The 25640-nt window shown below is 60.6% G+C and carries 22 protein-coding genes, 6 tRNA genes and 1 pseudogene; 20 read left to right on the top strand and 9 right to left on the bottom strand.

Going from position 1 to position 25640, the window contains the following annotated elements; genetic code table 11:
- Positions 1-156: 156 nt before the first annotated feature.
- The gene (gene pyrF / locus CAF79_RS05720; RefSeq protein ID WP_170929700.1) at positions 157-855 is read left to right on the top strand and encodes an orotidine-5'-phosphate decarboxylase; all 699 of its coding nucleotides are present in this window, start codon (positions 157-159) and stop codon (positions 853-855) included.
- 51 nt (positions 856-906) lie between these two features.
- Here pyrF and CAF79_RS05715 read toward each other — a convergent pair whose 3' ends face one another.
- The gene (locus CAF79_RS05715) at positions 907-1911 is read right to left on the bottom strand and encodes an NADP-dependent oxidoreductase (RefSeq protein WP_085697022.1); all 1005 of its coding nucleotides are present in this window, start codon (positions 1909-1911) and stop codon (positions 907-909) included.
- Between the two features lie 227 nt (positions 1912-2138).
- On the opposite strand from CAF79_RS05715, the gene CAF79_RS05710 reads away from it, so the two are divergent.
- The 4 genes and pseudogenes from CAF79_RS05710 (at position 2139) to CAF79_RS29640 (ending at position 6569) form a co-directional block, all read left to right on the top strand.
- Complete coding sequence (locus CAF79_RS05710; protein WP_007917441.1) at positions 2139-2900, top strand: SDR family oxidoreductase; 762 nt, start codon at positions 2139-2141, stop codon at positions 2898-2900.
- A 195-nt stretch (positions 2901-3095) separates the two neighbouring features.
- On the top strand, positions 3096-4496 hold the full coding sequence (locus CAF79_RS05705; protein WP_085697021.1) for a PLP-dependent aminotransferase family protein: 1401 nt from the start codon (positions 3096-3098) through the stop codon (positions 4494-4496).
- Positions 4497-4604: 108 nt separating this feature from the next.
- Positions 4605-5708, top strand: a pseudogene (locus tag CAF79_RS29645) (HAMP domain-containing protein); the annotation flags it as partial.
- Positions 5688-6569, top strand: coding sequence for a methyl-accepting chemotaxis protein (locus CAF79_RS29640; RefSeq protein ID WP_371807389.1), 882 nt, complete (start codon positions 5688-5690; stop codon positions 6567-6569). The pseudogene CAF79_RS29645 and the gene CAF79_RS29640, both read left to right, overlap by 21 nt.
- A 517-nt stretch (positions 6570-7086) precedes the next feature.
- Here the strand turns inward: CAF79_RS29640 and CAF79_RS05695 are convergent.
- Positions 7087-7845, bottom strand: coding sequence for a hypothetical protein (locus CAF79_RS05695; RefSeq protein ID WP_170929699.1), 759 nt, complete (start codon positions 7843-7845; stop codon positions 7087-7089).
- A 389-nt stretch (positions 7846-8234) separates the two neighbouring features.
- Between CAF79_RS05695 and CAF79_RS05690 the strand changes: the two genes are divergently transcribed.
- From CAF79_RS05690 to CAF79_RS05665, 6 genes are all read left to right on the top strand, one after another.
- Positions 8235-8310, top strand: a tRNA-Glu gene (locus CAF79_RS05690).
- A 2-nt stretch (positions 8311-8312) separates the two neighbouring features.
- Positions 8313-8388, top strand: a tRNA-Gly gene (locus CAF79_RS05685).
- 104 nt (positions 8389-8492) lie between these two features.
- A tRNA-Glu gene (locus tag CAF79_RS05680) sits at positions 8493-8568 on the top strand.
- A gap of 3 nt (positions 8569-8571) precedes the next feature.
- Positions 8572-8647, top strand: a tRNA-Gly gene (locus CAF79_RS05675).
- A gap of 58 nt (positions 8648-8705) precedes the next feature.
- Positions 8706-8781 (top strand) — tRNA-Glu (locus CAF79_RS05670).
- Between the two features lie 2 nt (positions 8782-8783).
- Positions 8784-8859 (top strand) — tRNA-Gly (locus tag CAF79_RS05665).
- A gap of 121 nt (positions 8860-8980) precedes the next feature.
- Here CAF79_RS05665 and CAF79_RS05660 read toward each other — a convergent pair.
- The 4 genes from CAF79_RS05660 to CAF79_RS05645 form a co-directional block, all read right to left on the bottom strand.
- Positions 8981-10720 (bottom strand): dipeptidase, encoded by a 1740-nt coding sequence (locus CAF79_RS05660; RefSeq protein ID WP_085697018.1) that lies wholly within the window; start codon positions 10718-10720, stop codon positions 8981-8983.
- 195 nt (positions 10721-10915) lie between these two features.
- Entirely contained in the window at positions 10916-11554 is a 639-nt protein-coding gene (locus CAF79_RS05655) for a LysE family translocator (RefSeq protein ID WP_085697017.1), read from the bottom strand.
- A gap of 1 nt (position 11555) precedes the next feature.
- A complete protein-coding gene (locus tag CAF79_RS05650) occupies positions 11556-12326 on the bottom strand; it encodes a 2OG-Fe(II) oxygenase (RefSeq protein WP_085697016.1) in 771 nt (256 codons plus the stop codon).
- Between the two features lie 90 nt (positions 12327-12416).
- Positions 12417-13043: a hypothetical protein gene (locus CAF79_RS05645; protein WP_085697015.1), complete on the bottom strand. Its 627-nt coding sequence runs from the start codon at positions 13041-13043 to the stop codon at positions 12417-12419.
- Between the two features lie 90 nt (positions 13044-13133).
- Here CAF79_RS05645 and CAF79_RS05640 point away from each other — a divergent pair, with 90 nt between their 5' ends.
- Positions 13134-14129 (top strand): LysR family transcriptional regulator, encoded by a 996-nt coding sequence (locus CAF79_RS05640; RefSeq protein WP_085697014.1) that lies wholly within the window; start codon positions 13134-13136, stop codon positions 14127-14129.
- 57 nt (positions 14130-14186) lie between these two features.
- On the opposite strand, the gene CAF79_RS05635 is transcribed toward CAF79_RS05640, so the two are convergent.
- Both CAF79_RS05635 and CAF79_RS05630 read right to left on the bottom strand, forming a co-directional pair.
- Positions 14187-14594 (bottom strand): PA2817 family protein, encoded by a 408-nt coding sequence (locus tag CAF79_RS05635; RefSeq protein WP_007950758.1) that lies wholly within the window; start codon positions 14592-14594, stop codon positions 14187-14189.
- A gap of 74 nt (positions 14595-14668) precedes the next feature.
- Positions 14669-17116: an acyl-CoA dehydrogenase gene (locus tag CAF79_RS05630; protein ID WP_085697013.1), complete on the bottom strand. Its 2448-nt coding sequence runs from the start codon at positions 17114-17116 to the stop codon at positions 14669-14671.
- A gap of 248 nt (positions 17117-17364) precedes the next feature.
- Here CAF79_RS05630 and CAF79_RS05625 point away from each other — a divergent pair, with 248 nt between their 5' ends.
- The 4 genes from CAF79_RS05625 (at position 17365) to CAF79_RS05610 (ending at position 20531) form a co-directional block, all read left to right on the top strand.
- Positions 17365-18024 (top strand): transglutaminase family protein, encoded by a 660-nt coding sequence (locus tag CAF79_RS05625; protein ID WP_085697012.1) that lies wholly within the window; start codon positions 17365-17367, stop codon positions 18022-18024.
- Positions 18025-18067: 43 nt separating this feature from the next.
- Positions 18068-18691, top strand: a complete 624-nt coding sequence (locus CAF79_RS05620) for a glutathione S-transferase family protein (protein WP_085697011.1) — start codon at positions 18068-18070, stop codon at positions 18689-18691.
- A gap of 131 nt (positions 18692-18822) precedes the next feature.
- Positions 18823-19755 (top strand): ABC transporter ATP-binding protein, encoded by a 933-nt coding sequence (locus CAF79_RS05615; RefSeq protein WP_085697010.1) that lies wholly within the window; start codon positions 18823-18825, stop codon positions 19753-19755.
- Complete coding sequence (locus CAF79_RS05610; protein ID WP_085697009.1) at positions 19752-20531, top strand: ABC transporter permease; 780 nt, start codon at positions 19752-19754, stop codon at positions 20529-20531. The genes CAF79_RS05615 and CAF79_RS05610 overlap by 4 nt, the downstream gene beginning before the upstream one ends.
- Before the next feature lie 54 nt (positions 20532-20585).
- Here the strand turns inward: CAF79_RS05610 and CAF79_RS05605 are convergent, their stop codons facing one another.
- Positions 20586-21104 (bottom strand): DUF2062 domain-containing protein, encoded by a 519-nt coding sequence (locus CAF79_RS05605; RefSeq protein ID WP_085697008.1) that lies wholly within the window; start codon positions 21102-21104, stop codon positions 20586-20588.
- Positions 21105-21240: 136 nt separating this feature from the next.
- Between CAF79_RS05605 and CAF79_RS05600 the strand changes: the two genes are divergently transcribed.
- From CAF79_RS05600 to lpxK, 4 genes are all read left to right on the top strand, one after another.
- Positions 21241-23484 carry a DNA internalization-related competence protein ComEC/Rec2 gene (locus tag CAF79_RS05600; RefSeq protein ID WP_085697007.1) on the top strand — a complete coding sequence of 748 codons (2244 nt, stop codon included), beginning with the start codon at positions 21241-21243 and terminating at the stop codon, positions 23482-23484.
- A gap of 78 nt (positions 23485-23562) precedes the next feature.
- Positions 23563-24198 carry a MotA/TolQ/ExbB proton channel family protein gene (locus CAF79_RS05595; RefSeq protein WP_085697006.1) on the top strand — a complete coding sequence of 212 codons (636 nt, stop codon included), beginning with the start codon at positions 23563-23565 and terminating at the stop codon, positions 24196-24198.
- The gene (locus CAF79_RS05590; protein ID WP_085697005.1) at positions 24195-24623 is read left to right on the top strand and encodes a biopolymer transporter ExbD; all 429 of its coding nucleotides are present in this window, start codon (positions 24195-24197) and stop codon (positions 24621-24623) included. The genes CAF79_RS05595 and CAF79_RS05590 overlap by 4 nt, the downstream gene beginning before the upstream one ends.
- Positions 24623-25633 (top strand): tetraacyldisaccharide 4'-kinase, encoded by a 1011-nt coding sequence (lpxK, locus tag CAF79_RS05585; protein WP_085697004.1) that lies wholly within the window; start codon positions 24623-24625, stop codon positions 25631-25633. Before CAF79_RS05590 ends, lpxK begins: the two co-directional genes overlap by 1 nt.
- Positions 25634-25640 lie beyond the last annotated feature (7 nt).

The following is a 25640-nucleotide window of genomic DNA, read 5'->3' as shown; positions in this document are numbered from 1 at the left end:
GTTGCCGGCGTGTCGGTTGTGTATCGGCTTCGACACAATATCCTGCAGGGCTATGCTGATCACGGCTGGCGCGACGATTTACCGATCATCGGGTGCCGCGCCGTCGCCGGTTCCGCTACAATGCGCGCCGATTTCGACTTGCCTGAGAGCCCACCCATGTCCGCCTGCCAGACTCCTATCATCGTCGCCCTGGATTTCCCCACCCGTGACGCCGCACTGAAGCTGGCCGACCAGTTGGACCCGAAGCTGTGCCGGGTCAAAGTGGGCAAGGAATTGTTCACCAGTTGCGCGGCGGAAATCGTCGGCACCCTGCGTGACAAGGGTTTTGAAGTATTCCTGGACCTGAAATTCCACGACATTCCCAACACCACGGCGATGGCGGTCAAGGCCGCTGCCGAGATGGGCGTGTGGATGGTCAACGTTCACTGCTCCGGTGGCCTGCGCATGATGGCGGCCTGCCGTGAAGAGCTGGACAAGCGCAGCGGCCCGCAGCCATTGCTGATCGGCGTGACCGTGCTGACCAGCATGGAACGTGAGGATCTGGCCGGTATCGGTCTGGACATCGAGCCGCAGGAGCAGGTGCTGCGTCTGGCGGCACTGGCCGAGAAGGCCGGGATGGACGGTCTGGTGTGCTCGGCGCTGGAAGCCACCGCGCTGAAAACCGCGCACCCGTCGCTGCAACTGGTGACCCCGGGGATTCGCCCGGCGGGCAGCGCCCAGGACGACCAGCGTCGCATCCTGACTCCACGTCAGGCCCTGGATGCCGGTTCCGACTATCTGGTGATCGGCCGTCCGATCAGCCAGGCGGCAGATCCGGCCAAGGCACTGGCCTCGGTGGTTGCGCAACTGGCCTGAGCGAACAGCTGAAGCATCAAGAAGGGAGCCCAATGGCTCCCTTCCTTGTTTTCAGACCTTCAACACCAGCTTGCCGAAGTTCTCACCGCTGAACAGTTTGCCCAGGGTTTCCGGGAAGGTTTCCAGGCCTTCGACAATGTCTTCCTTGCTCTTGAGCTGACCCTTGGCCATCCAGCCGGCCATCTCCTGGGCGGCGCTGGCGTATTGTGCGGCGTAGTCCATCACCACGAAGCCTTCCATCCGCGCGCGATTGACCAGCAGCGACAGGTAGTTGGCCGGGCCTTTGACCGCTTCCTTGTTGTTGTACTGGCTGATGGCGCCGCAGATCACCACGCGTGCTTTCAGGTTGATACGGCTGAGCACGGCGTCGAGGATGTCGCCGCCGACATTGTCGAAATACACGTCCACGCCTTTCGGGCATTCGCGTTTAAGGCCGGCCACAACGTCTTCGCTCTTGTAGTCGATGGCGCCGTCGAAGCCCAGTTCATCGATCAGAAACTTGCACTTGTCGGCGCCGCCGGCAATCCCGACCACCCGGCAACCCTTGATCTTGGCAATCTGCCCGGCAATGCTGCCGACCGCGCCCGCTGCGCCGGACAACACCACGGTGTCGCCGGCCTTCGGTGCGCCGACATCGAGCAGGGCGAAGTAGGCGGTCATGCCGGTCATGCCCAATGCGGACAGGTAAACCGGCAGCGGTGCCAGTTTCGGATCGACCTTGTAGAAACCTCTTGGCTCGCCGAGGAAATAATCCTGCACGCCAATGGCACCGTTGACGTAGTCGCCAACGGCAAACCCCGGATTGTTTGACGCGATGACTTTGCCTACGCCCAAGGCGCGCATGACTTCGCCCAGACCCACCGGCGGAATGTAGGACTTGCCTTCATTCATCCAGCCGCGCATGGCCGGGTCGAGGGACAGGTATTCGTTCTTGACCAGAATCTGCCCCGCCGCCGGTTCGCCGACCGGTACTTCCTGATAGGTGAAGGTCTCGCGGGTGGCGGCGCCCACCGGGCGTTTGGCGAGCAGGAACTGGCGATTGGTCTGGTTGGTCATGACAGGCACTCGAAATGAATGAAGCCTTGTTGATAGACCTTCATGCGCGATGTCGCAAGGTTGGCTCACGGGGCGAATGCAGGCCGATCCAGTACGGTGATAGTCCCCGGCGGGGTTTCATCACTGCGATTCATGCAGGCCTAACCGGCCTTTTGATAGTGCTGACGTCACTCAGGCCCCTGTGGCTATGCTGCCTTCATCAATCCCCCGCATTCGAGGACATAACAATGAGCATGACGTTTTCCGGTCAGGTAGCCGTGGTGACCGGCGCGGCCAACGGCATCGGCCGCGCGACGGCCCAGGCATTCGCCGCCGAAGGTCTGAAAGTGGTGGTGGCCGATCTGGATGCGGCCGGGGGCGAGGGCACCGTGGCGCTGATTCGTACAGCCGGCGGCGAAGCGACTTTCGTGCGCTGCAACGTGACCGTCGAAAGCGAAGTGAAAAATCTGATGGACGAGGTGATCAATACCTACGGCCGTCTCGACTATGCCTTCAACAACGCCGGGATCGAGATCGAGAAGGGCAAACTGGCCGAAGGCTCGATGGATGAGTTCGATGCGATCATGGGCGTCAACGTCAAGGGCGTCTGGCTGTGCATGAAGTATCAGCTGCCGTTGCTGTTGGCCCAGGGCGGCGGGGCGATCGTTAACACTGCGTCGGTGGCTGGGCTGGGCGCTGCGCCGAAGATGAGCATCTACGCGGCTTCCAAGCATGCGGTGATCGGCCTGACCAAGTCCGCCGCCATCGAGTACGCCAAGAAGAAAATCCGCGTCAACGCCGTTTGCCCGGCGGTGATCGATACCGACATGTTCCGCCGCGCCTATGAGGCAGATCCGAAGAAAGGCGAATTCGCCAACGCGATGCACCCGGTCGGGCGCATCGGCAAGGTCGAGGAAATTGCCAGCGCCGTGCTGTACCTGTGCAGCGATGGTGCGGCCTTTACCACCGGCCATTCGCTGGCCGTGGATGGCGGCGTGACCGCCTTCTAAGGCGACATTGACTGATGCTTGAAAGAATCCGCCCTTCGGCGGATTTTTTTTCACTTGGGGAGCGGTTCCGTGAATCCGCTAAACAATGTGTATCAAATGGTGAGAACGGAGGCTTTTGGCGGTTTTGTCGCACAGCCTGAAGGGCGCGGCTGTGATTAACTGCCGCCAGCAAAATGGACAGGAGTTTGCGTGCTCATGGAATTGAGAATTGACCGACTGGCAATGGTGCCGGTCGTACAGCAGATTGTTGACGGATTGATCGAGTGGATCATGCAGGGGCAGGTGCCGCCGATGACGCGTCTGCCCTCCGTGCGAGAGATCGCGCGGTGCAATCTGCTCAGCCAGTCCTGTGTCATGGAGGCTTGCGAGCGGCTGGTGGCGCAAGGGGTTCTGGCCTCGCGTCAGGGCTCGGGTTTCATGGTGGCTGCTTCGTTGCCCGGTTGCTGCAAGGCAATCGATGGCTCAGGGTGCGAGAGGGAGCGCAACGGGGGCGATCCGGCCTCCGGCTGGCGCAGCGGTTTGACGCTGGGAAGTGGCGTGCTGCCGGAGAGTTGGCGCGAGCCCGACGATCTCGGTTATGCGATCCGCGAGGTAACACGGGCCGACATGGCCAGCCTGTTCAACTACAGCACGCCACTGGGCCTGCCGGCGTTGCGCGAGCAGATCGTCAAGCGCCTGGGATTGCTGAGTATCGAGGCTGTCGAGGGGCAGGTGATGACCACCGCTGGCGCCAGCCACGGGCTGGATCTGATCGTGCGCACGTTGTTCAAGGCCGGCGATTGTGTCGTGGTCGAAACTCCCGGTTATGCGCCACTGTTCGATCTCCTGCGCTTGCATGGCGTGCGCATGCTGGAGGTTCGCCGCACGCCGGTCGGTCCGGATGTCGAGGCGCTCGAGGCGTTGCTGCGGCAGTTTCGGCCCACCGCGATGTTCATCAACAGTCATCACCACAATCCTACGGGCAGTTGCCTGTTGCCGGCGGTCGCTCGACGCATCCTCGAATTGAGCAGAATCCATGACCTGCGGCTGATAGAAGATGATGTCTACGCCGACCTGCACAATGGCAGTGGCACTCGCCTGGCTGCGCTGGATGACGAGGGGCGAGTGATTTACCTCGGCAGCTTTTCCAAGACCCTGAGCAGCTCGCTGCGAGTGGGTTTCGTGCTGGCCGATGGTGAGCTGATCGAGCGGATGGCGCGGGTCAAGATGATCAGTTGCATGGGCACCTCGAGGTTCTCTGAGGCGGTGCTGGCCGGGATGCTGGCCAGCGGCGCCTATCGCAAACTGGTGCAGCGCCAGCGTCAACGCCTCAATACCGATCGTGTGGCGGCCTTGCAGGCCCTGGAAGATGCTGACTGGGAAGTGTTCGGCAAACCCTCGGGCGGGCTGTTCATCTGGGCGCGCGCGCCACGGGCTGGTGAGCAGCATTTGCGCAGGCAAGCGTCGCGCTGCGGGGTGCAGTTGTCTTGTGCAACCTCGTTCAGCCCCAGTGGCGAAGCCTGCGACTGGCAGCGCATCAACGTGGCTTACGCCTGTGATCCACGGGCGCGACAGTTTTTTCGAAGCACGACCGTGGATCGACCTCAAGCGTTCTGAAAACGACGCGTGCGTAGCTTTTTGCCATTATTCCGACGCCAGAGACTTGTGCTGCTTCAAGGCCGTTGCGAATCTTCGGTAACAGACTATGGCAGGGGACTACGCGCAATGATTTCGGCCGTGCAAGGACGTTTTGCCAACCTCGGTATGGCGAAAAAACTGGGTATCGGGTTTGTGCTGGTGTTGTTGCTGACTGCTCTGGTGGCGGCCATTGGCGTCTGGTCACTGCAAACCATCAGTCATCGCTTCGACGGGCTCAAGCAGATGTCATCGCTCAACAGTGGCCTGCTCAAGGTGCGGCTGCTGGAGCAGGACTACGCCTTGCACGGCAATCCGAAAACCGTCGATGCCTTGCACGAGGGTGTCGATGGCCTGATCGCCATGGCCGACCAACTCAAGATTTTGTCGCCGGGCAACGAGTCGGTCATGAGCGACGTTCAACAGTCTTTGGGCGCGTACCGCAAGGCGTTCGATGAATTCGTCTCGTTGTCCCAGGCCAAGGACCTGGCGCTGGAAATGGCCAGTTGGTCGGTGTCCAGCGTCGCCAACAATCTTGATGTGTTGCAGGCCGGTCTGGCCGACGACGGTGCGTACACGCTGAAAGACAGCGAGGGCAAGGACGGGGCGCAGTTCATCGAGCAGGCTGGGCAGGTCAGCCAGGTCTCACGCTTGATGTTGCAGGCGATGAACGAAGCGCGGGTACGCCTGGATCAAAGCCGCAAGGGTGATGACAGTGCCGGTCAGGGCAATATCGAACAGGCCGCGCAGGCTCAGGCCCAGGCTGAACAGCTCAAAACCACGGTCAAGGACGAAGGCTATCTGACGGTGCTCAATGAGGTCTCCGGACACATTGCCGGTTTCAGTGAAAAGCTTGCCGAGTACACCGGGTTGCTGGCCCAGGAAAAGACCGTCTATCAGCAGTTGCATCAGCGGGCCGACGAAGTCGTGGCGCGGGTCGATCAGGCGTATGTCGCGCAAGACAGCGCGATGCAGGGCGAACTGAAAAAAAATTCGGTGCTGATCATTGGCTCATCGGCGCTGGCGTTGTTGGTCGGGCTGATCGCGGCGTGGGTGATCACCCGCCTGATCGTGGCGCCGTTGCGCAGCGTGATTCACGTGGCGCAACAGATTGCTGCCGGTGATCTGAGTGCAACGATCGAGGTCTCCCGCCGCGACGAAATCGGCCAGTTGATGCTGGCCATGCAGCAGATGGGCGCGGGTTTGAGCACGATTGTCAGCGGATTGCAGGCGGGGATCGAGCAACTGGCCAGTTCGGCACAATCGCTGTCTGCGGTGACCGAACAGACCAACCTTGAGGTCAGCAGCCAGAAAGAGGAAACCGAACAGGTCGCCACGGCGATGAATCAGATGACCGCCACCGTACACGATGTGGCGCGCAATGCAGAAGAGGCGGCGCTTGCGGCGCAGACTGCTGACGGCAAGGTCGAAAGTGGCCAGCAGGTGGTGCGCCAGAGCATGGCGCGGATTGAGCAGTTGGCGGATTCGGCGACGTCAGCCAGTTCGAGCATCGAAAGCCTCAGTGCGGAAATCCAGAATATCGGCACGGTGCTTGAGGTGATCAAGAGTGTTGCCGAGCAGACTAACCTGCTGGCGCTCAATGCGGCGATCGAGGCAGCGCGGGCGGGTGAGCAGGGCAGGGGCTTTGCGGTGGTCGCCGATGAAGTGCGGGCGCTGGCTCGGCGCACTCAGCAGTCGACCGAGGAGATCGAGCGGCTGGTCAGTGCCTTGCGTTCGGCGGCGCATTCATCGGTGCAGCAGATTCAGAGCAGCGGCGAGCTGGTGAAGTTGGCGGTGAGTGATGCGTTGCAGACCGAGAGTGCGTTGGGGAGTATTGCGGCGGCGGTTTCGTTGATTCAGCAGATGAACCAGCAGATTGCGGCGGCGGCCGAGGAGCAGAGTTCGGTGGCGGAGGAGATCAATCGCAGTGTGACGAGTATTCGGGCGAGTGCGGATCAGTCTTCGATTGCCATGCGGGGGAATGCGGCTTCGAGTGTTGAGCTGGCGCAGTTGGGGAGTGAGCTCAAGGGGATGGTGGGGCATTTTCGGCTTTGACCTTGGCGGCCTTGGGGCCGACCAGGTTCCCGTTTTATTGCGTTTATATCCGTTTCTGCGGGTGCTGCTGCTGGCGGTTTCGCCCTTACGGCGAGTCACTTTTTTCAAACGCCAAAAAAGTAACCAAAAACGCTGGGCCCCGGCGTTCGGCACCTCGCTTTGGCTCGGTGTTCCTTCGTTACGGGATTCATCCGGGGGCATCGCCTACGGTTTGCTTCGCTGCACCTCCTCTCGATGCATGCGGCTTCGCCGCACGGTCGCTGCGCTCCCACCCCCGGATCAATCCCTCCACTCAGCCTTCCGATGGGGCCGGCACGTCAAAAGCGGTACTCGAGCTAACGCTCATTGTGTTGAGTGGTGGGAAGCGAGAGGCGAATGCGGGCTGCTTTTGCTTTTCTGTGGGAGCGAGCTTGCTCGCGAATGCGGTTTGCCAGTCGGCTGGTGGTTTTCAGGTTTACTCTTGAACTTAAGCCAAACAAAAAAGCCACCTCTCGGTGGCTTCTCTTTTTGACTGCACTCAGTCGTAAATCACTTTCTTCTTCCAGTCCGCGTCAGCCTCGACATCTTTGAGGCCAGCGGTCAGTTGGTTTTCTTCGCCTTCGACCGGGGCGATTTTGTCCATGACCTGGGCGTTGGCGCGGGCCAGGAGTTTTTCCAGGTATTGGAGTTGTTCGGCGTAGATTTGCGGGTCATGCTGTTTGCGCAGGTATTGCACGCCGCGTTCGAAGGCGAGGCGGGCCTGGCCTGGCTGGTTTTGCTGGAGGGCGTGCTGGCCGAGGTTGTTGAAGAACTCGATGTGCAGCAGGACGAGGATGTGGCGTACTTCGCGGATCCAGTGTTTGGCTTCGTTCGGTGGCAGGAAGCCGTCCTGGGCGGCGCGGGTGATCTGACCGTGGAGGGCTTCGAGGAGGAAGCGAACGTCTTTGGCCTTGGCTTCGGTCTGGATCGGGGCCGGCGGGTTGTTGACCGGGATCGATTCGCCCTGGGCGACGAGGGCGCTCAGTTCGGTGATGCGGGCCTTGGTGGTGGCGCTGGTTTTTTCCAGGTTCAGCAGGCGCTGGCAGACATTCAGCTCAAGGCGGGTCAGCAGCAGCTTGAGGGCCGGGGTCATGAACTGGCCGGGGAAGGTTTCGGTCAGTTCGCCGCAGCGGCGCAGGCGGTCGTTGAGTTCGACCTTGGTGCGGGCCTTCTCCAGTTTGGTGTTTTCCACCACATGGTTCATGTAGCCAATGGCGATCAAGATTGCGATCCCGGCTATGACTAGCAGGGTGATCATGAGTGGTGTCAACGGTAAGACCTCTTTATAGGGTTCGCGTGCGAGTGTAGTGGCTTGGCATGGAGGAGCCTAGCGCCGCTCGACGGGTTTGGATCGGCGAAGCTGTTATCTGTATCGGCCAGGGAGCCGCTTATATAAATGCTGGCCCTTGGGGTGCAGATTGCCATCACCTTTGCGGTGGACTATAACGCCTTGGCGAGTGTCGGAATATAGGCGTCAATCGTCGGGCGACGCAAAAGCCGGAAACGGCCGGTAAAGCAGGTCGAAGTCATTGATTTAAATAAATTTATATATGGGGGTTGACGACCTTTCAATCCATCCATAGAATGCGCGCCACTTGCAGCGTAAAGCACACAGCGAAACGCGGCAGGGAGTGAATGTTGTAGTGTGTCCCCTTCGTCTAGTGGCCTAGGACACCGCCCTTTCACGGCGGTAACAGGGGTTCGAGTCCCCTAGGGGACGCCAATGCGGGAATAGCTCAGTTGGTAGAGCACGACCTTGCCAAGGTCGGGGTCGCGAGTTCGAGTCTCGTTTCCCGCTCCAATTTTAAACAGCGACGCTTAACGGCGGTGCTGAGTGAAACCAGAACCCAATCTTCGGAGGCGGATCTGGACACCGAAACACACACCATGTGTTCCGGGTAGCGTGTCCCCTTCGTCTAGTGGCCTAGGACACCGCCCTTTCACGGCGGTAACAGGGGTTCGAGTCCCCTAGGGGACGCCATTTGCGGGAATAGCTCAGTTGGTAGAGCACGACCTTGCCAAGGTCGGGGTCGCGAGTTCGAGTCTCGTTTCCCGCTCCAAATTCAAAAAGCGCCGCTTTGCAAAGAGCGGCGTTTTTATTAGTGAAAGTTGTAGCCTGTCCCCTTCGTCTAGTGGCCTAGGACACCGCCCTTTCACGGCGGTAACAGGGGTTCGAGTCCCCTAGGGGACGCCATTGCGGGAATAGCTCAGTTGGTAGAGCACGACCTTGCCAAGGTCGGGGTCGCGAGTTCGAGTCTCGTTTCCCGCTCCAAATTCACAAAAACGCCGCTCAGTGATGAGCGGCGTTTTTGTTTGTGCGTTTTTTGTCACGCAGTAAAAAAGACCGCGAGGTCTTTTTGTGGGCCTGCCAACGGGGCAGGCCCGAAACGCCATCAGAGCTTCGGCAGTTGCCCGATACGCCCCATCATCTCCGTGACGATCTGCAGGTCCAGCAAGAACTGGTCGACGGTCTTGAATTCGCCATCGGTGTGACCGGTGTACTTGACCTCCGGTCGTGCCAGGCCGAATTGCACGCCGTTCGGCAGTTCATGCACCGAGGTGGCGCCGGCCGAGGTGCCGAACTCGTGTTTCATGCCCAGGTTTTCGGTGGCCACGGCCAACAGTGCCTTGACCCACTCGCCTTCAGGGTTGCGGTACATCGGTTCGGCGATCGAATAGTCGAAGTTCACCGCGACATGGTTTTTCTTGCTCCAGGCCGCCAGTTTGTCGGCGATTTCGGTCTTGAGCACTTCCGGCGACTTGCCCTTCGGCACGCGCAGGTTGACCGCGAGTTTGAAGGTTTTGTCGTCCATGCCGACGTAGGTCAGCGACGTGGTCAACGGGCCCATGAAGTCATCGGCGAAACCGACGCCCAACTTGCCACCCTTGTAATCCAGACCCCAATTGTCAGCGGCGTAGTGCGCAGCGTCGGTGATGTGGTTGTGCTTGAACGCAATCTTGCCGTCGACGCTGTGAATGAAGTCGAGCATACGGGCGATCGGGTTGACCCCGGATTCCGGTTCGGATGAGTGCGCGGAAACACCGGTGACGGTGAGTTTGACGTCTTTGCCATCGACCTTGGCGTTCACTTCGAAATCGCCGCCATTGTGCTTGGCATATTCAGTGCCGGCCTTTTGCAGGCTGGCCGCCAGCTCGGCGGGTTTGTCGGTCACCAGCGTGACGACGGAAACAGACGGAATCTGGTTGGTTGCCATGCCTCCGGTCATCGAGACCAGCTCCGCGCCTTTGCCCTCGGCTTTGCGCTTGGCGAACTTGGCCATGACCGTGCCGTAACCTTTCTCGGCAATCACCACCGGGTAGCCACCGTCCAGTGCCAGGTTGTACTCCGGCGTCGGGTTGCGTTCGAAGTAGTAGGGAATCGCGTCGCCGGTGGTTTCTTCAGTGGTGTCCACCAGCAGTTTGAAATTGCGCGCCAGCGGCAGCTTTTCTTCCTTGATCACCTTCATGGCATACAGCGTCACGACGATGCCGTTTTTATCGTCCTCGGTGCCACGGCCGTACATGCGGTCGCCGATCAGCGTGACCTTGAACGGATCAAGTTTGGTGCCGTCCTTCAGCACCCAGTTCTCCGGTGTTACCGGCACCACGTCGGCGTGCGCATGAATGCCCACGACTTCCTTGCCGCTGCCGTCGAGGGAGATTTCGTAAACGCGGTTGTCGATGTTGCGATAGTTCAGGCCGAAAGACTCCGCCAAATCCTTGATCTTGCCGGCGATCTTGATGAATTCGGGGTTGTCGTGCTGATCGACACCGTCCTTGCGGAAGGTCGGGATTTCCACCAGTTCGCGCAGGGTTTCCAGAGCGGCTTTGCCGTACTTTACGCGGGTGTAGAGGCCGAGCAGGCGATGGATCTCGTTCTGTTGTTCGGCGGTCAGCGTCTTGTTGTCGAGGAAGGCGCTGATGGCGGGACGCAGATCGTCGGTCTTGCTCAGGTCGTTCTTGGCCAGATCGCCGAGAAACGCTCTGAAATCACTGACTTTTGCCTCATTGAATGTCTTGAGGATGGTCGCGCTCTGCTGCTCGGTCAGGTTGGCGTGGGCTGGCAGTGTGACGGACGAAAGGCTGGCCAGAATCAGCGTCGAGGCGGCCAGTTGCTTGAGTGAAAAGTCCATTGCTAAGGGCATTCCTTTGCAGGCGGTGAGTAGGAAGTGTCTGATCGATGCGTCAGACGGTTTCGCAAACTAACACCACCCGCGAGTGATAGGGGAGCCCCCGAAGTGGGACGCGTCGCACAGAAATGCAAAAGCGGCGCAGAATCGAAAAAGCCCGCCCAATCTGTCTGGGTCGGGCTTCTCCGATCAATGTGCTTACATCGACAGCACCAGACGCCCGGCAAACAGGATCAGAATCACCCCCATGCTGCGCTCGAACCAGTGGCCCATGCGCATGAACAGCACGCGCACTTTGCTGCTGGAAAAGAACAGCGCGACGATCACGAACCACAACGCATTCACCCCGCACATCCACAACCCGTACAGGGCCTGGATTTGCAGCGGCGTGCTGGCGCTGATGATCGTGGTGAAGATCGCCAGGAAAAACAGTGTGGCCTTGGGGTTGGTGGCGTTGGTCAGGAAACCGGTGGAGAACGCCTTGAACAGCGATTGCTCGACCAGCGGTTCGTCGCTGGCTTTTTCGCCTTCCATGGTCGTCTTGGGTTTGCTGCGGATCAGGCTGATGCCCAGGTAAAGAATGTAAGCGCCGCCGACCACTTTGGCGACGGTCAGCAGCCAGGGCGTGGTGTGCATCAAGGCGCCGACGCCCAGCAGGGTGTACAGAACGTGCACGGAAATTCCCGCGCCGATGCCCAATGCCGTGCAGATGCCGACCAATCGGCCGAAACGCACACTCTGGCGGATGGTCACGGCGAAGTCCGGACCGGGAGCGACTACGGCCAGAAAGTGGATGGTGGCCAGTGCCAGAAACTCGCCCAGGTAATTCGATGTCATTTCAGCTCCAGAAAGTCAGGGGTGATGCATTGCCGCGATAGCCGACAAAAAACGATAGGCTCAGGCGCGGATCGTCTACGCCCGGCGTCACCGAGTGCATGCGACGCGAATTGAACATGATGAAATCCCCCGGTTCCGGGCGTACTTCGAGGGCGGGCGGGCCGAGCAGCGCAGGGTCGATGCCGTAGCTGTCGCCGCGCATTTCGTCGAAACGGTCTGGCGAGATGTCGTCTTCCCACATCTGCAATGCGCCGCCTTCAGTCGGCATGTTGAGGTAGACGTTGCAGGCGAACTGCGCCTCCAGACTGCGAGCCTGGAAACTCTCCGGCGCATCCTTGGCGAAGATGTCGTGGTGGGCGAGGAAGCACACGCCCGGTTTCACTACCCGTGACAGGCCAACGTACATCTTGCTCCCATAGAGGTTCTCCAGATGGGCGCCTGCGGGCCAGGATTCATCGAGCATGCAGCGCAGGGTGTCGACCGGCGACGAGTAGGGCGCGCAACGGTTACGCAGTTCGGCGATGTTGCTGGTGGCGCGCTCGAAATAATCTTCGATCAGCAGCGGCTGGTTTTCCGCCTCGTAGAACGCCATGCCGATCCGGCCGATGCTGGGCGCGTTGATGTAACCCTCGAAGCCAGGGGCGAGGATCTTGTCACCAATCTGGATCGCCTGCGCGTGGGGCAGAAAGCCTTTGACGCGGATGGCGAGAACTTCTTCGTTGGCCAGTTTTTTTATGCACGTCTCATCGAGACGCTCGACGTCAAGCATCATGGTTTCAGGTCCATCTATCGAATAGTCAACGGAACCGGCGAACGCGGTTCCCCCGGCGCCGGACGCTGCATCTGGCAGCGCCCGAAATCCTCAATCCACGCTGTAGTGGACGGACAACGTGCCTTTCTTCTGCGAAAGGGACGCGATCGTGACTGTGCCCAGATCCTTCAGGCTGCGTACATGGGTGCCGCCGCAGCCATAGGCTGGCAGTTCACCGAAACCGATTTCCCGCGCGCCTTCGCGCAGGGATGTCAGGCGTGGCAGATCATGTTCGATCCACTGGCCGATGCCGAACTGAACAATTTGTGCATCGACTTCCTGGGCCGAATCTCCAGGTTTGAATTGCACCCGGCCCTCGTCCGGCCAGTGGTGGGCCTTGACCGGCATCCAGCCCAGGGCCTGGACAAAGTGGCCGATCAAATGCCCGGCAGAGTGCATGCGGGTATTAAAGCGGCGGCGTTCTTCGTCGACACGAATCTGGGTCATGCCCAGCGGCACAGGTTGATTGACGAAATGAATGATTCGGTCCGCTTCCTGGACGACCCGCAGCACTTGGCTGTCGCCAATCCAGCCGGTATCACAGGGTTGGCCACCACCCTGAGGATGAAAAAGCGTGGCGCGCAACACAACGGCGAATTCGTTCTCGTGGGGCGTGCAGTCGAGGACTTCCACATTGGCCTTGAGGTCATCACTATGGAAAAAGAGGCGAAGCGTCATATTCCATGCCCTTATTAAAGTTTCTTTTTTAATTATATGAATCGTGCAATAACGTGATAATCCGTTCAAACATCAAAGGACTGTTGCGCTGTGAGCATAAATCTTCCCCTGCCGCTGCTCGGTGAAATGGCGATTTTCGTCAAGGTCGTCGAGACCGGCAGCTTCTCCGAAGCCGCTCGCCAATTGGGCTCATCGCCGTCGGCGGTCAGCCGCAGTATTTCCCGGCTGGAGAAGGCACTGGCCACGCGGCTGCTCCAACGCACCACGCGCAAACTGCGTTTGAGTGACGGCGGGGAAGAGGTGTTCAAGCGCTGTCAGGAAATGGTCAGTGCAGCGAAGTCGGTGATGGAGATCAGCGGCCAGTTCAACCACGAAGCCGAAGGGCTGGTGCGGGTCAGCGTGCCGAAAGCGGTGGGGCGTTTCGTGATTCATCCGCACATGCCGGAGTTTTTGCGGCGCTATCCGAAAGTCGATGTGGAGTTGTTGCTCGAAGACCGCCAGGTGGATCTGATCGACGACCATGTCGATCTGGCCATTCGCATCACGGATCGTCCACCGGCCGGACTGGTCGGACGACAACTGCTGACCATCGACCATTTGCTCTGCGCGACACCGCAATACCTGGCTGAACACGGGACGCCGACTCATCCCCACGACTTGCTCAACCACAGTTGCATCTATCTGGGCGAAACTCCGAGCGATGCGCGCTGGAAATTCAAGAAAGGCACGAAAGCCGTCACCGTCGGCGTGCGCGGCCGGTATGCCGCCAATCACACAGGCGTGCGCCTGGGCGCGGTGTTGCAGCACATCGGTATTGGCAGCCTGCCGTATTTCACTGCGCGTTATGCACTGGAGCAGCGGCTGATCGTACAGGTGTTGCCGGACTGGACATTTCTGGCGTCCTACCACGGCGGATTGTGGTTGCTGCACTCGCCGACGCGCTATTTGCCGCCGAAGCTGCGGGTCTTCATCGACTATCTGGTGGAGTGCCTGGAGAAAGAGCCGACCCTGAGCAAACCGGGAAAGTCTGGCGGAACAAAACCTTTGGCCGAGTACGAATTGCCCGAGAGTGAAGGGTTGCTTTGACCCCATGAAAAAGGCCCGCATGGATCACCATGCGGGCCTTTTTTTATCAGGCAAAAATCAGTGCTTGCTGTCCTGGGCGGACATCGCCAGCAGCTGTTTTTCCTGGTTCCAGTCGAACGGTTCGTCGTTCTGTTCGGCTTCGTAGCGGCGTTCTTCCAGCGCCTGATACATGTCGATTTCTTCGTCGGACAGGTAGTGCAGGCAGTCGCCGGCGAAGAACCACAGCAGATCCCGCGGGATCAGGTGGGCAATTTGCGGGTAACGGGTAATCACCTGAGTCAGGATGTCCTGGCCCAGGTATTGGCTTTCGATCGGCTCGATCGGCAGTGAAGCCAGCAGTTCGTCGAAACGCTCCAGGAACAGGGCATGGCTTTCTTCGGGAACCTGATCGGCCTCACCTACGGCGACCAGGATGCTGCGCAGGTGGTCGAGCAAAACCAGATGATCGGCAACGACGTTGGACACGAGATAAGTCCTCAAGAGCAAAACGGGCGCGGGAGTATAAAGCCCCTGCGCCCGTTTTTCACTGATTGAAGGGATCAGCGGATTTTGCCTTCCGCGGGTTTCAGCTCCTCTTTGTCGAAATCATCGACATCGATCACCTTGCGCCGCGCCGCTTCGGCATCACGCAGGGCCTGGGCTTCCACGGCCTGCAACACCCCGGCCTCCAGTGCTGCATCGATGACGTGTTCGCCGGCCACCGGTTTGACCTGACCGCTCTTGAGTGAAGTGTGCAATTTTTTGTGCAGTGGTTGCGCAGCGTTCAACTGATCGAAGGCGTGTTGCAGCGCACCGACCGCATCGTCTGCCGATTGCGGGCGATAGCAGCCGGCAAGCAGTTCTTCCAGCGCCGGATCGCCCTTGGCCCGGCCGATGACCGCAGCGACTTCTGCACCGAGTCTGTCCGACGGACCTTTGTGACGGCGACCGAACGGGAACACGATCACCCGCAGCAGGCAGCCGAAGACCCGGCTCGGGAAGTTGGTCAGCAATTCGTCCAGCGCTTTTTCCGACTGGCCGAGGCTTTCTTCCATGGCCCATCTGAACAACGGTTCCATGTACGCCGGGGAGTCAAGATCGTGATAACGCTTGAGCGCTGCCGAGGCCAGATAGAGGTTGCTCAGCACATCACCCAGTCGTGCCGACAGACGTTCGCGGCGTTTCAGCTCGCCACCCAACAGCATCATGCTCAGGTCGGCAAGCATGGCAAACGCGGCAGCCTGTCGGTTGAGGGCGCGGAAGTAACCCTGGCTGAGCCTGTCTCCCGGCGCATGTTCGAAATGGCCGAAACCAAGGTTCAGCACCAGTGTGCTGGCGGCGTTGCTCACGGCAAACCCGATGTGCTTGAGCAACAGGCCATCGAATTCCTTGAGCGCCTGATCCTTGTCCTCGCGTCCGGCGAGGGCCATTTCCTTGAGCACGAACGGATGGCAGCGGATCGCGCCCTGGCCGAAGATCATCAGGTTGCGCGAAAGAATGTTCGCGCCTTCCACGGTGATGAAGATCGGTGCGCCGTTCCAGCTGCGGCCCAGATAATTGTTCGGGCCCATGATGATCGCTTTACCGCCGTGCACGTCCATGGCGTGGCTGATGCACTCGCGACCGCGTTCGGTGAGGTGGTACTTGAGAATCGCCGACAGCACCGACGGCTTCTCGCCCAGATCCACCGCATTGGCAGTCAGCATCCGCGCAGCATCCATCATCCACGCGTTGCCGCCGATCCGCGCCATGGCCTCCTGAATGCCTTCGAACGCTGACAGCGGCACGTTGAACTGCTCGCGAATCTGCGCGTATTGCCCGGTCACCAGACTGGTGAACTTGGCCGCGCCGGTGCCGACTGCCGGCAGCGAGATCGAACGCCCGACCGACAGGCAGTTCATCAGCATCATCCAGCCTTTGCCGAGCATTTCCTGGCCGCCGATGAGGAACTCCAGCGGGATGAACACGTCCTTGCCGGAGTTCGGTCCGTTCATGAACGCAGCGCCCAGAGGCAGGTGGCGACGGCCGATTTCCACGCCGGGGGTGTCGGTCGGGATCAGCGCGAGACTGATGCCCAGGTCTTCCTTGTCGCCGAGCAGGTGATCCGGGTCATAGGCCTTGAAGGCCAGGCCGAGCAAGGTCGCGACCGGGCCGAGGGTGATGTAGCGTTTTTCCCAGTTCAGGCGCAGGCCGAGGGTTTCCTGGCCCTCCCATTCGCCCTTGCAGACGATCCCGGTGTCGGGCATGGCGCCGGCGTCGGAGCCGGCGAGCGGGCCGGTCAGCGCAAAGCACGGGATGTCGTCGCCTCGGGCCAGTCGTGGCAAGTAATGATTGCGCTGTTCGTCGGTGCCGTAGTGCAGCAGCAGTTCGGCCGGGCCGAGGGAGTTGGGCACCATCACGGTGGAGGCAAGGTCGCCGCTGCGGGTCGCCAGTTTCATCGCCACCTGGGAGTGAGCGTAGGCGGAGAAACCCTTGCCGCCGAACTCCTTGGGAATGATCAGGGCGAAGAATCCGTGTTCCTTGATGTGCGTCCAGGCTTCTGGCGGCAGGTCCATCGACTGGCCGATCTGCCAGTCGGTGACCATGGCGCAAAGCTCTTCGGTCGGGCCGTCGATGAACGCTTGTTCTTCGTCGCTCAGTTGCGCTTTTGGATAGGACAGCAGCTTGTCCCAGTCCGGGCGCCCGCTGAACAGTTCGCCGTCCCACCACACCGTGCCGGCATCGATCGCGTCGCGTTCGGTCTGCGACATCGGGGGCAGGGTTTTCTGGAACCAGCTGAACAGCGGCGCGGTGAAGTGTTTGCGGCGCAGGTCAGGCAACAGCAGCGGGGCAGCAACCAGGGCCAGCACGATCCAGAAAATCAGCAACAGCCAGCCCGGCGCGTGGCTGAAAATCCCCATCGCCAACAGGTAAGCGGCAACGATGCCCAGTGCAGGCAGCGGGGCGATGCGCCGGTGGGCCAGATACGCCACGCCGACGATCAGAACCAGTATCCACAACAACAGCATATTTAATCCTCCGTGAACCAGGGCGAACCGACCCTCCAGAGCTTAGACGGCATCTGCAAAACGGGGCGGTCAGAGCAAGGTGATTGAAATCGTGGGAAACCCCGGATGTCTTTTGTAGGTTCGGTGGGCAACACGCGTGGGAAATCGTTCGCAGCTTCCGCGTCTTTGCGTGCATGTTTGGCCGAAACGTCGTTATCTCTGTGCTGAACCTCTCGCTAGACTCGAGGCTCAATCAGGAGAGTGTCGTCATGCACGAGTATCTGAGCCCCGGCCGCTTCATCGATAGTGACCACCCCTCGGTGGTGGAGTTCGCCGAGCAGCACCGTGGTACCAGCCGCGATCCGCTCGCGCAGGCGATCAGTCTTTATTACGCCGTGCGCGAGGCGGTGCGTTACAACATGTACACCTTCAGCCGCGACCCGCAAACCTTGCGTGGCAGCTACGCGCTGGCGGCGGGTGAGAGCTATTGCGTGCCCAAGGCCACGCTGCTCGCCGGTTGCGCGCGCCATTGCGCGATCCCCGCACGGATTGGGCTGGCGGATGTGAAAAATCATCTGTCGACGCCGCGTCTGCTTGAGCTGCTGAGAAGCGAGGTGTTCGCCATGCATGGTTATACCGAGCTGTTTCTCAATGGTCGCTGGGTGAAAGCCACACCCGCGTTCAACCAGAAGCTCTGCGAAATGTTCAACGTGGCCCCGCTGGAATTCGACGGCATGAACGACAGCGTTTTTCACCCTTACAACAGTGATGGCGCGCTGTTGATGGAGTACCTGGTCGATCACGGCCAGTTCGCCGATGTACCGGAATCCTTTTTCTTCGAACATCTGCAGAAATGTTATCCGCACCTGTTCAACGATCAGCAGAAACCATTGTCCAGTGACATGCGCGGTGATGTCGGCAGCCTCTGATCCGGCGTATGCTGCCTGCCCATTCACTGGAAAAGAGGCGGTCATGCTGAAGATCTGGGGTCGCAAGAATTCGTCGAATGTCAGAAAACCGTTGTGGGCTGCCGAAGAACTCGGGCTGGCCTACGAGGCCATCGACGCCGGTGGCGCGTTTGGTGTGGTCGACACACCGGAGTACCGGGCAATGAACCCGAACGGGCGGGTGCCGGTGATACAGGACGACGGTTTTGTGCTGTGGGAATCCAATGCCATCGTGCGTTACCTGCTGGCAAAACATGCAGCCGATACCGCGTGGTACCCGGCGGATCCGCAGACCCGCGCCACCGCTGACAAGTGGATGGACTGGACGACTTCCAGTTTTGCAGGGCCGTTTCGCACGGTGTTCTGGGGCGTACTGCGTACCCCGGCAGACAAGCAGGACTGGCCGGCGATCCATGCGGCGATCAAGGAATGTGACAGCTTGCTGGCGATGGCCGATCAGGCGCTGAAGCATCAGCCTTATCTGTCCGGCAACGAAATCGGCATGGGCGATATCCCGCTCGGCAGTTTCATTTATGCCTGGTTCGAGATGCCGATCGAGCGCGCGCCGATGCCGCATCTGGAGGCCTGGTACGCGCGACTGAAGCAGCGTCCGGCGTATCGCAAAGCCGTCATGACCGCGTTGACTTAATACCTACTATCGACACACTTGACTGTACTTGTGCGGCGGCGGCAAGCACCATTGCGCTTGTGCGCCGCGGTTGTCTCCCTCGCCGCCCGCCGTCATTCAGTCCTTTTTCTCTTCTTGGTGCGTAATCCGATATGAGTTCCGCTCTGTCCATCCGGCAGCTAACCAAAACCTACGGCAACGGGTTCCAGGCCTTGAGTGGTATCGATCTGGACGTCGCTGAAGGTGACTTCTTCGCCTTGCTCGGCCCCAACGGCGCCGGCAAATCCACGACCATCGGCATTCTCTCGACCCTGGTCAACAAGACCAGCGGCACCGTGAATATCTTTGGCAACGACCTGGACAAGAACCCGGCGGCGCTCAAGCGCTCCATCGGCGTGGTACCCCAGGAATTCAACTTCAACCAGTTCGAAAAGACCTTCGACATCGTCGTGACGCAGGCCGGCTATTACGGCATTCCGGCGAAGATCGCCAAGGAACGCGCCGAGCAGTATCTGACTCAGCTCGGTCTGTGGGACAAGCGCGATGTGCCGTCGCGTTCGCTGTCCGGCGGCATGAAGCGCCGTCTGATGATCGCCCGGGCGCTGGTGCATGAACCGCGTCTGCTGATCCTCGACGAACCGACCGCCGGGGTGGATATCGAGCTGCGCCGCTCGATGTGGACGTTCCTCACCGAACTGAACCAGAAAGGCATCACCATCATCCTCACCACCCATTACCTGGAAGAGGCTGAGCAGCTGTGCCGCAACATCGGCATCATCGACCACGGCACCATTGTCGAGAACACCAGCATGCGTCAGTTGCTCGGGCAACTGCATGTGGAAACCTTCCTGCTCGACCTGAAGAACGATCTGGCGGTCGCGCCGCAACTGGCCGGCTACCCGGCCCGTCTGGTGGATGCGCATACGCTGGAAGTCCAGGTCGACAAGTCCATGGGCATCACTGCGCTGTTCGGCCAACTGGCCCTGCAGAACATAGAAGTGCTGAGCCTGCGCAATAAAACCAATCGCCTCGAGGAGCTGTTCGTGTCCCTGGTGGAGAAAAATCTGTCGAAGGTGGCGGTATGAGTTCCGAGCTGCGCCCCAACCTCATTGCCCTCAACACCATCGTTTACCGCGAAGTCAGACGTTTTACCCGGATCTGGCCGCAGACCCTGCTGCCCCCGGCGATCACCATGGTTCTGTACTTCGTGATCTTCGGTAACCTGATCGGCCGGCAGATCGGCGACATGGGTGGCTTCACCTACATGGAATACATCGTGCCGGGTCTGATCATGATGTCGGTGATCACCAACTCATACGGCAACGTGGTGTCGAGCTTCTTCGGCAGCAAGTTCCAGCGCTCCATCGAAGAATTGATGGTGTCGCCAGTGTCGCCGCACACGATTCTGATCGGTTACACCATTGGTGGCGTCCTGCGAGGCCTTATGGTGGGCGTGATCGTGACGATTCTGTCGTTGTTCTTCACCAGCCTGCAGGTGCATCACCTGGGCGTGACCGTTCTGGTGGTGGTGCTGACGGCGACGATTTTCTCGCTGCTGGGCTTTATCAACGCGGTGTTTGCGCGCAACTTCGATGACATCTCGATCATCCCGACCTTCGTGCTGACCCCGCTGACCTACCTCGGTGGCGTGTTCTATTCGATCACCTTGCTGCCGCCGTTCTGGCAGACCGTGTCGCTGGCCAACCCGGTGCTGCACATGGTCAACGCCTTCCGTTACGGCATCCTCGGTGTGTCGGATATCCGCATCGGTATCGCGATCACTTTCATGCTGGTGGCGACGGTGGTGCTGTATTTCGGTTGCGCGCGGCTGCTGGTAAGCGGGCGCGGAATGCGTACCTGATTTCTTCGATGTTGCAATGAAAAACGGCCTCCCACAGTGGAGGCCGTTTTGCATTCACGCCTGACGACTTTTTTTGCGCCGCGCCCATTGCCGCGCCACCCACCAGCGCCAGTACATCATCACCAGGCAATAGGCGAGGGCACCCAGTACCAGCCCGACCACCACCGACCCCAGCAGGAACGGTTGCCACAAGGTCGAGAGTTCACCGCTGATCCATTCCCAGGTCAATTCATCGGGGAGGGTGCGGGCGGGCACATCCATCAGCCAGGCCCCGGCCTGATACGTGCAGAAAAACACCGCCGGCATGGTGATCGGATTGGTCAGCCAGACCAGGCTGACAGCAATCGGCATGTTGCCGCGCACCATGATCGCGAGGACGGCGGCCACCAGCATTTGTGCGGGAATCGGCAGGAACGCGGCAAACAGGCCCACGGCCATGGCGCGGGCCACCGAGTGTCGGTTGAGGTGCCAGAGGTTCGGGTCATGCAGCAACGTGCCGAGAAAGCGTAAGGATTTGTGTTCCCTGATGCTCGTCGGATCGGGCATGTAACGTTTGAATAAGCGCCGGGGCATAAGGCTTCTCGGTCGGTTAAGGCGGCAAGTATGTCTGGATTCTACGAACCGCCCATTCAGACTTTGTGACAATTGATAACGACGCCCGTGTCCCGCAACCGCTATGCCTGAGGGTGGGACTCTCAAGGACGGGCTTATGCGCACAGGGATGATGGCGCTGGCAGCCGGTCTGCTGGCTGCGGTTTTTTTACCGGCCTTGCCGCCGGTCGGGGTATTGGTGGTGTTGCCGTGGGTGGCGCTGATGCTGCTGCCGTTTCGCAGCTATCCACTGGCGTTTTTGCTGCTTGGATTTACATGGGCGGGTTTCAACGCGCAGATGGCGCTGAATGATCGACTGCCTCACCGGCTGGATGGCGAAACGCGCTGGGTGGAAGGGCGGGTCGTCGGCTTGCCGCAGAATGTGGAGGGCGTCGTACGCTTTGAACTGGCCGATGCGCACTCACGTCACGAGAAACTGCCATCACTGATGCGTCTGGCCTGGTATGCCGGGCCTGAGGTCAAAAGTGGCGAACGCTGGCGAGTGGCGGTCAAGCTCAAGCGCCCCGGTGGGCTGCTCAATCCGGATGCGTTCGATTATGAAGCCTGGCTGTTGGCGCAGCGCATTGGCGCCACCGGGACGGTGAAGGATGGCCAGCGTCTGGCGCCGGCGCAGTGGGCCTGGCGCGACAGCATTCGTCAGCGCTTGCTTGCGGTGGATGCTCAGGGACGCAACGGAGCCTTGGCCGCGTTGGTGCTGGGCGATGGCTCGGGACTCAGTCGCGAAGACTGGCAGTCCTTGCAGGATACCGGCACCGTGCACCTGCTGGTGATTTCCGGGCAGCACATTGGGCTGTTGGCGGCGTTGATGTATGCGCTGGTCGCCGGCCTGGCAAGGGTCGGGATTTGGCCGTTGCGTTGGCCCTGGCTGCCTTGGGCGTGTGGTCTGGCGTTCACGGCGGCGCTGGGTTACGGCCTGCTGGCCGGGTTCGACGTGCCGGTGCGGCGGGCGTGCGTAATGGTTGCACTGGTGTTGTTGTGGCGTTTGCGTTTTCGCCATCTCGGTGCGTGGTGGCCGTTGCTGCTGGCGTTCGACGGCGTGTTGTTGATGGATCCGCTGGCCAGCCTGCGTCCCGGGTTGTGGCTGTCATTCGCGGCAGTGGGTGTTTTGATCTTTACCTTCGGCGGCCGACTGGGGCCGTGGCGCTGGTGGCAGACCTGGACGCGCGCGCAATGGCTGATCGCGATCGGCTTGTGCCCGGTGTTGGTGGCGTTGAGCCTGCCGATCAGCCTCAGTGGGCCACTGGCCAATCTGCTGGCGGTGCCGTGGGTCAGTTTTGCGGTGCTGCCGCCGGCGCTGCTGGGCACTTTGTTGCTGCCAATCCCTCATGTCGGGGAAGGGTTGCTGTGGCTGGCCGGCGGGCTGATCGATGGCTTGTTCAGGACGTTGGCCCTGATTGCCGGGCGTTGGCCGGCGTGGATGCCGCCGACGATGCAAGGGTGGGGCTGGGCGCTGGGAAGTCTTGGTGCCGTGTTGTTATTGCTGCCCCGAGGCGTTCCTTTGCGTCCATTGGGTTGGCCGTTGCTGCTGGTGCTGGCATTTCCGCCGCGAGAGCTTCTGGCCGAAGGCGTGGCCGATGTCTGGCAACTCGACGTCGGTCAGGGCCTGGCGATTCTGATCCGCACCCGCCATCACACCTTGCTGTACGACAGCGGCCCGCGTTTCGGTGACTTCGACCTCGGCGAGCGAGTGGTGCTGCCGGCATTGCGCAAACTTGGGGTGGAACACCTCGATCTGATGCTGCTCAGCCATGCCGATGCCGACCACGCAGGTGGCGCGCTTGCCGTGGTGAAAGGGATGACTGTCAGGCGGATCATCAGCGGCGATCCGCCGGGGCTGCCCGAAGCGCTGACCGCCGAGGCCTGCGAAAGCGGCCGGCAATGGCAGTGGGACGGCGTTGCTTTCCAGCTATGGCAGTGGGCTGACGCCCATGACAGCAACCAGCGGTCCTGCGTCCTGCAGATCGAAGCCAATGGCGAACGCTTGCTGTTGACCGGCGACATCGACAGCGCTGCCGAGCGGGACCTGCTCGACAGCGTGCTGGCAGTTCATACCCAATGGCTGCAAGCCCCGCATCACGGCAGCCGCAGTTCCTCTTCGATGGCCTTGCTCAAGGCTTTGCAGCCCCGGGCCGTGCTGATTTCCCGAGGGCAGGGCAATTCATTCGGCCATCCGCACCCGACCGTCATTGCCCGCTACCGCAAACAGGGAGTGCATATCCACGACAGCGCCGAGCAGGGTGCCATTCATCTGCAACTGGGACGGTTTCAGCCGGCCCGGTCGATGCGTCAACAACGCCGGTTCTGGCGCGACCCGCCGTTGTCGGAGGCAGAGTACCGTTGAGCACGGTCGTCGGGGCGACGGGTCTTTATCGCGAACCGGTATGGTAAAGTGGCGCACTTTTTCGAGGGGGCTGTCACTGTGTGGGAATTGGTCAAATCCGGCGGCTGGATGATGTTGCCGATCATTCTGAGTTCCATCGCCGCCATGGCGATTGTCGCCGAGCGCCTGTGGACCCTGCGCGCCAGTCGCGTCACCCCTGAGCATTTGCTGGGTCAGGTCTGGGTCTGGATCAAGGACAAGCAGCTCAACAAGGAAAAACTCAAGGAATTGCGCGCCAACTCGCCGCTGGGGGAAATCCTCGCCGCGGGTCTGGCCAACTCCAAGCATGGTCGCGAGATCATGAAGGAGTGCATCGAAGAGGCCGCCGCCCGGGTCATCCACGAGCTGGAACGCTACGTCAGCGCGCTGGGCACCATCGCTGCGATGTCGCCGTTGCTGGGGCTGCTGGGTACGGTGCTGGGCATGATCGACATTTTCAGCGCCTTCACCGGTTCCGGCATGACCACCAATGCTGCGGTGCTGGCCGGCGGTATTTCCAAAGCGCTGATCACCACCGCAGCGGGCCTGATGGTCGGTATTCCGGCGGTGTTCTTCCACCGTTTCCTGCAACGCCGCATCGATGAGCTGGTGGTGGGCATGGAACAGGAAGCGATCAAGCTGGTGGAAGTGGTGCAGGGCGACCGTGACGTCGATCTGGCCGGGGGCAAAGCGTGAAATTCCGTCGCAAACCCCGGGAAACGATCGACATCAACCTCGCGTCGCTGATCGACGTGGTGTTCATCCTGTTGCTGTTTTTCGTCGTGACCACCACTTTCACCCGCGAAACCCAGCTGCGCGTCGATCTGCCCGAAGCGGTCAGCGGTTCACCGGCCGAGGATCAGCAGGTCAAGCAACTGGACGTCGCCATCAGCGCCGAAGGTGTGTTCTCGGTGAACAACAAGATTCTGCCGAAGAACGACCTGGCCACTCTGATGGAAGCCATGCAGAAGGAAGCCAACGGCGACACCAGCATGCCGTTGTCGATCAGTGCTGACGGCAAGACTCAGCACCAATCCGTGATCACCGCCATGGACGCGGCCGGCAAGCTCGGTTTCAGCCATCTGCGCATGACCACGGTCGAGGCGGCGCCAAAATCCTGATGGCCATGTCCGATCGTCTGCTCGCCGCGTGGTATCAGGGGCACCCGGCCCTGACGCTGTTGCGGCCGCTGGAGTGGCTGTACCGTCGCGTCGTGGCCGGCAAGCGTCAGCGTTTTCTCGACGGCGAAGGCGAGATTTATCAGTCGCCGGTGCCGGTGATCGTGGTCGGCAATATCACCGTTGGCGGCACCGGCAAGACCCCGATGATCCTGTGGCTGATCGAGCACTGCCGACGCCACGGACTGCGGGTCGGTGTGGTCAGCCGTGGTTACGGCGCCAAACCGGCGCAACTGCCATGGCGGGTCGAAGCCGATCAGACTGCCGACATCGCCGGCGACGAACCCTTGCTGATTGTGCAGCGTACCGGCGTGCCGCTGATGATCGATCCCGATCGCAGCGCCGCCGTCAGAGCCCTGCTGGACAGCGAGCCGCTGGACCTGATCCTGTCCGATGACGGCATGCAGCATTACCGTCTGGCCCGCGATCTTGAGCTGGTGCTGATCGACGCCGCCCGAGGGCTTGGCAATCAGCGTTGCCTGCCCGCCGGCCCACTGCGCGAACCGATCGAGCGTCTGCAAAGCGTCGACGGCGTGTTGTTCAACGGCGCCCTCGACGATCGCGATGGCGGTTTCGCTTTCCGCCTCAAGCCTTCGGCGCTGGTCAATCTGCGCAGCGGCGAACGCCGGTCGCTCGATCATTTTTCGCCCGGTCAGGCCGTGCACGCGGTGGCCGGGATCGGCAACCCGCAACGTTTCTTCAATACCCTCGAAGCGCTAGACTGGCGGCCTGTGCCCCACGCGTTTGCCGACCACGCCGAATACAGCGTGCAGGCCTTGAGTTTCACGCCGTCATTGCCAGTGGTGATGACTGAAAAGGATGCGGTGAAGTGCCGTGCCTTCGCTGCTGCCGACTGGTGGTACCTGGCGGTCGATGCCGTGCCGTCTCCGGCCTTCGTGGCCTGGTTCGATACGCAGTTGATGCGCCTGTTGCCGGATCGTCTTTTGCCTTAATCCGTTT

It is taken from the genome of Pseudomonas sp. B26(2017), assembly GCF_002113045.1.
Taxonomy (GTDB): Bacteria; Pseudomonadota; Gammaproteobacteria; order Pseudomonadales; family Pseudomonadaceae; genus Aquipseudomonas.
This window is presented reverse-complemented; position numbering and strand designations above follow the sequence as displayed.

Coding starts and splice junctions, on each gene's coding strand:
- pyrF (WP_170929700.1), top strand. CDS start 157: ATGTCCGCCTGCCAGACTCCTATCATCGTCGCCCTGGATTTCCCCACC.
- CAF79_RS05715 (WP_085697022.1), bottom strand. CDS start 1,911: ATGACCAACCAGACCAATCGCCAGTTCCTGCTCGCCAAACGCCCGGTG.
- CAF79_RS05710 (WP_007917441.1), top strand. CDS start 2,139: ATGAGCATGACGTTTTCCGGTCAGGTAGCCGTGGTGACCGGCGCGGCC.
- CAF79_RS05705 (WP_085697021.1), top strand. CDS start 3,096: ATGGAATTGAGAATTGACCGACTGGCAATGGTGCCGGTCGTACAGCAG.
- CAF79_RS29640 (WP_371807389.1), top strand. CDS start 5,688: ATGCTGGCCATGCAGCAGATGGGCGCGGGTTTGAGCACGATTGTCAGC.
- CAF79_RS05695 (WP_170929699.1), bottom strand. CDS start 7,845: ATGATCACCCTGCTAGTCATAGCCGGGATCGCAATCTTGATCGCCATT.
- CAF79_RS05660 (WP_085697018.1), bottom strand. CDS start 10,720: ATGGACTTTTCACTCAAGCAACTGGCCGCCTCGACGCTGATTCTGGCC.
- CAF79_RS05655 (WP_085697017.1), bottom strand. CDS start 11,554: ATGACATCGAATTACCTGGGCGAGTTTCTGGCACTGGCCACCATCCAC.
- CAF79_RS05650 (WP_085697016.1), bottom strand. CDS start 12,326: ATGATGCTTGACGTCGAGCGTCTCGATGAGACGTGCATAAAAAAACTG.
- CAF79_RS05645 (WP_085697015.1), bottom strand. CDS start 13,043: ATGACGCTTCGCCTCTTTTTCCATAGTGATGACCTCAAGGCCAATGTG.
- CAF79_RS05630 (WP_085697013.1), bottom strand. CDS start 17,116: ATGCTGTTGTTGTGGATACTGGTTCTGATCGTCGGCGTGGCGTATCTG.
- CAF79_RS05625 (WP_085697012.1), top strand. CDS start 17,365: ATGCACGAGTATCTGAGCCCCGGCCGCTTCATCGATAGTGACCACCCC.
- CAF79_RS05620 (WP_085697011.1), top strand. CDS start 18,068: ATGCTGAAGATCTGGGGTCGCAAGAATTCGTCGAATGTCAGAAAACCG.
- CAF79_RS05615 (WP_085697010.1), top strand. CDS start 18,823: ATGAGTTCCGCTCTGTCCATCCGGCAGCTAACCAAAACCTACGGCAAC.
- CAF79_RS05610 (WP_085697009.1), top strand. CDS start 19,752: ATGAGTTCCGAGCTGCGCCCCAACCTCATTGCCCTCAACACCATCGTT.
- CAF79_RS05605 (WP_085697008.1), bottom strand. CDS start 21,104: ATGCCCCGGCGCTTATTCAAACGTTACATGCCCGATCCGACGAGCATC.
- CAF79_RS05600 (WP_085697007.1), top strand. CDS start 21,241: ATGCGCACAGGGATGATGGCGCTGGCAGCCGGTCTGCTGGCTGCGGTT.
- lpxK (WP_085697004.1), top strand. CDS start 24,623: ATGGCCATGTCCGATCGTCTGCTCGCCGCGTGGTATCAGGGGCACCCG.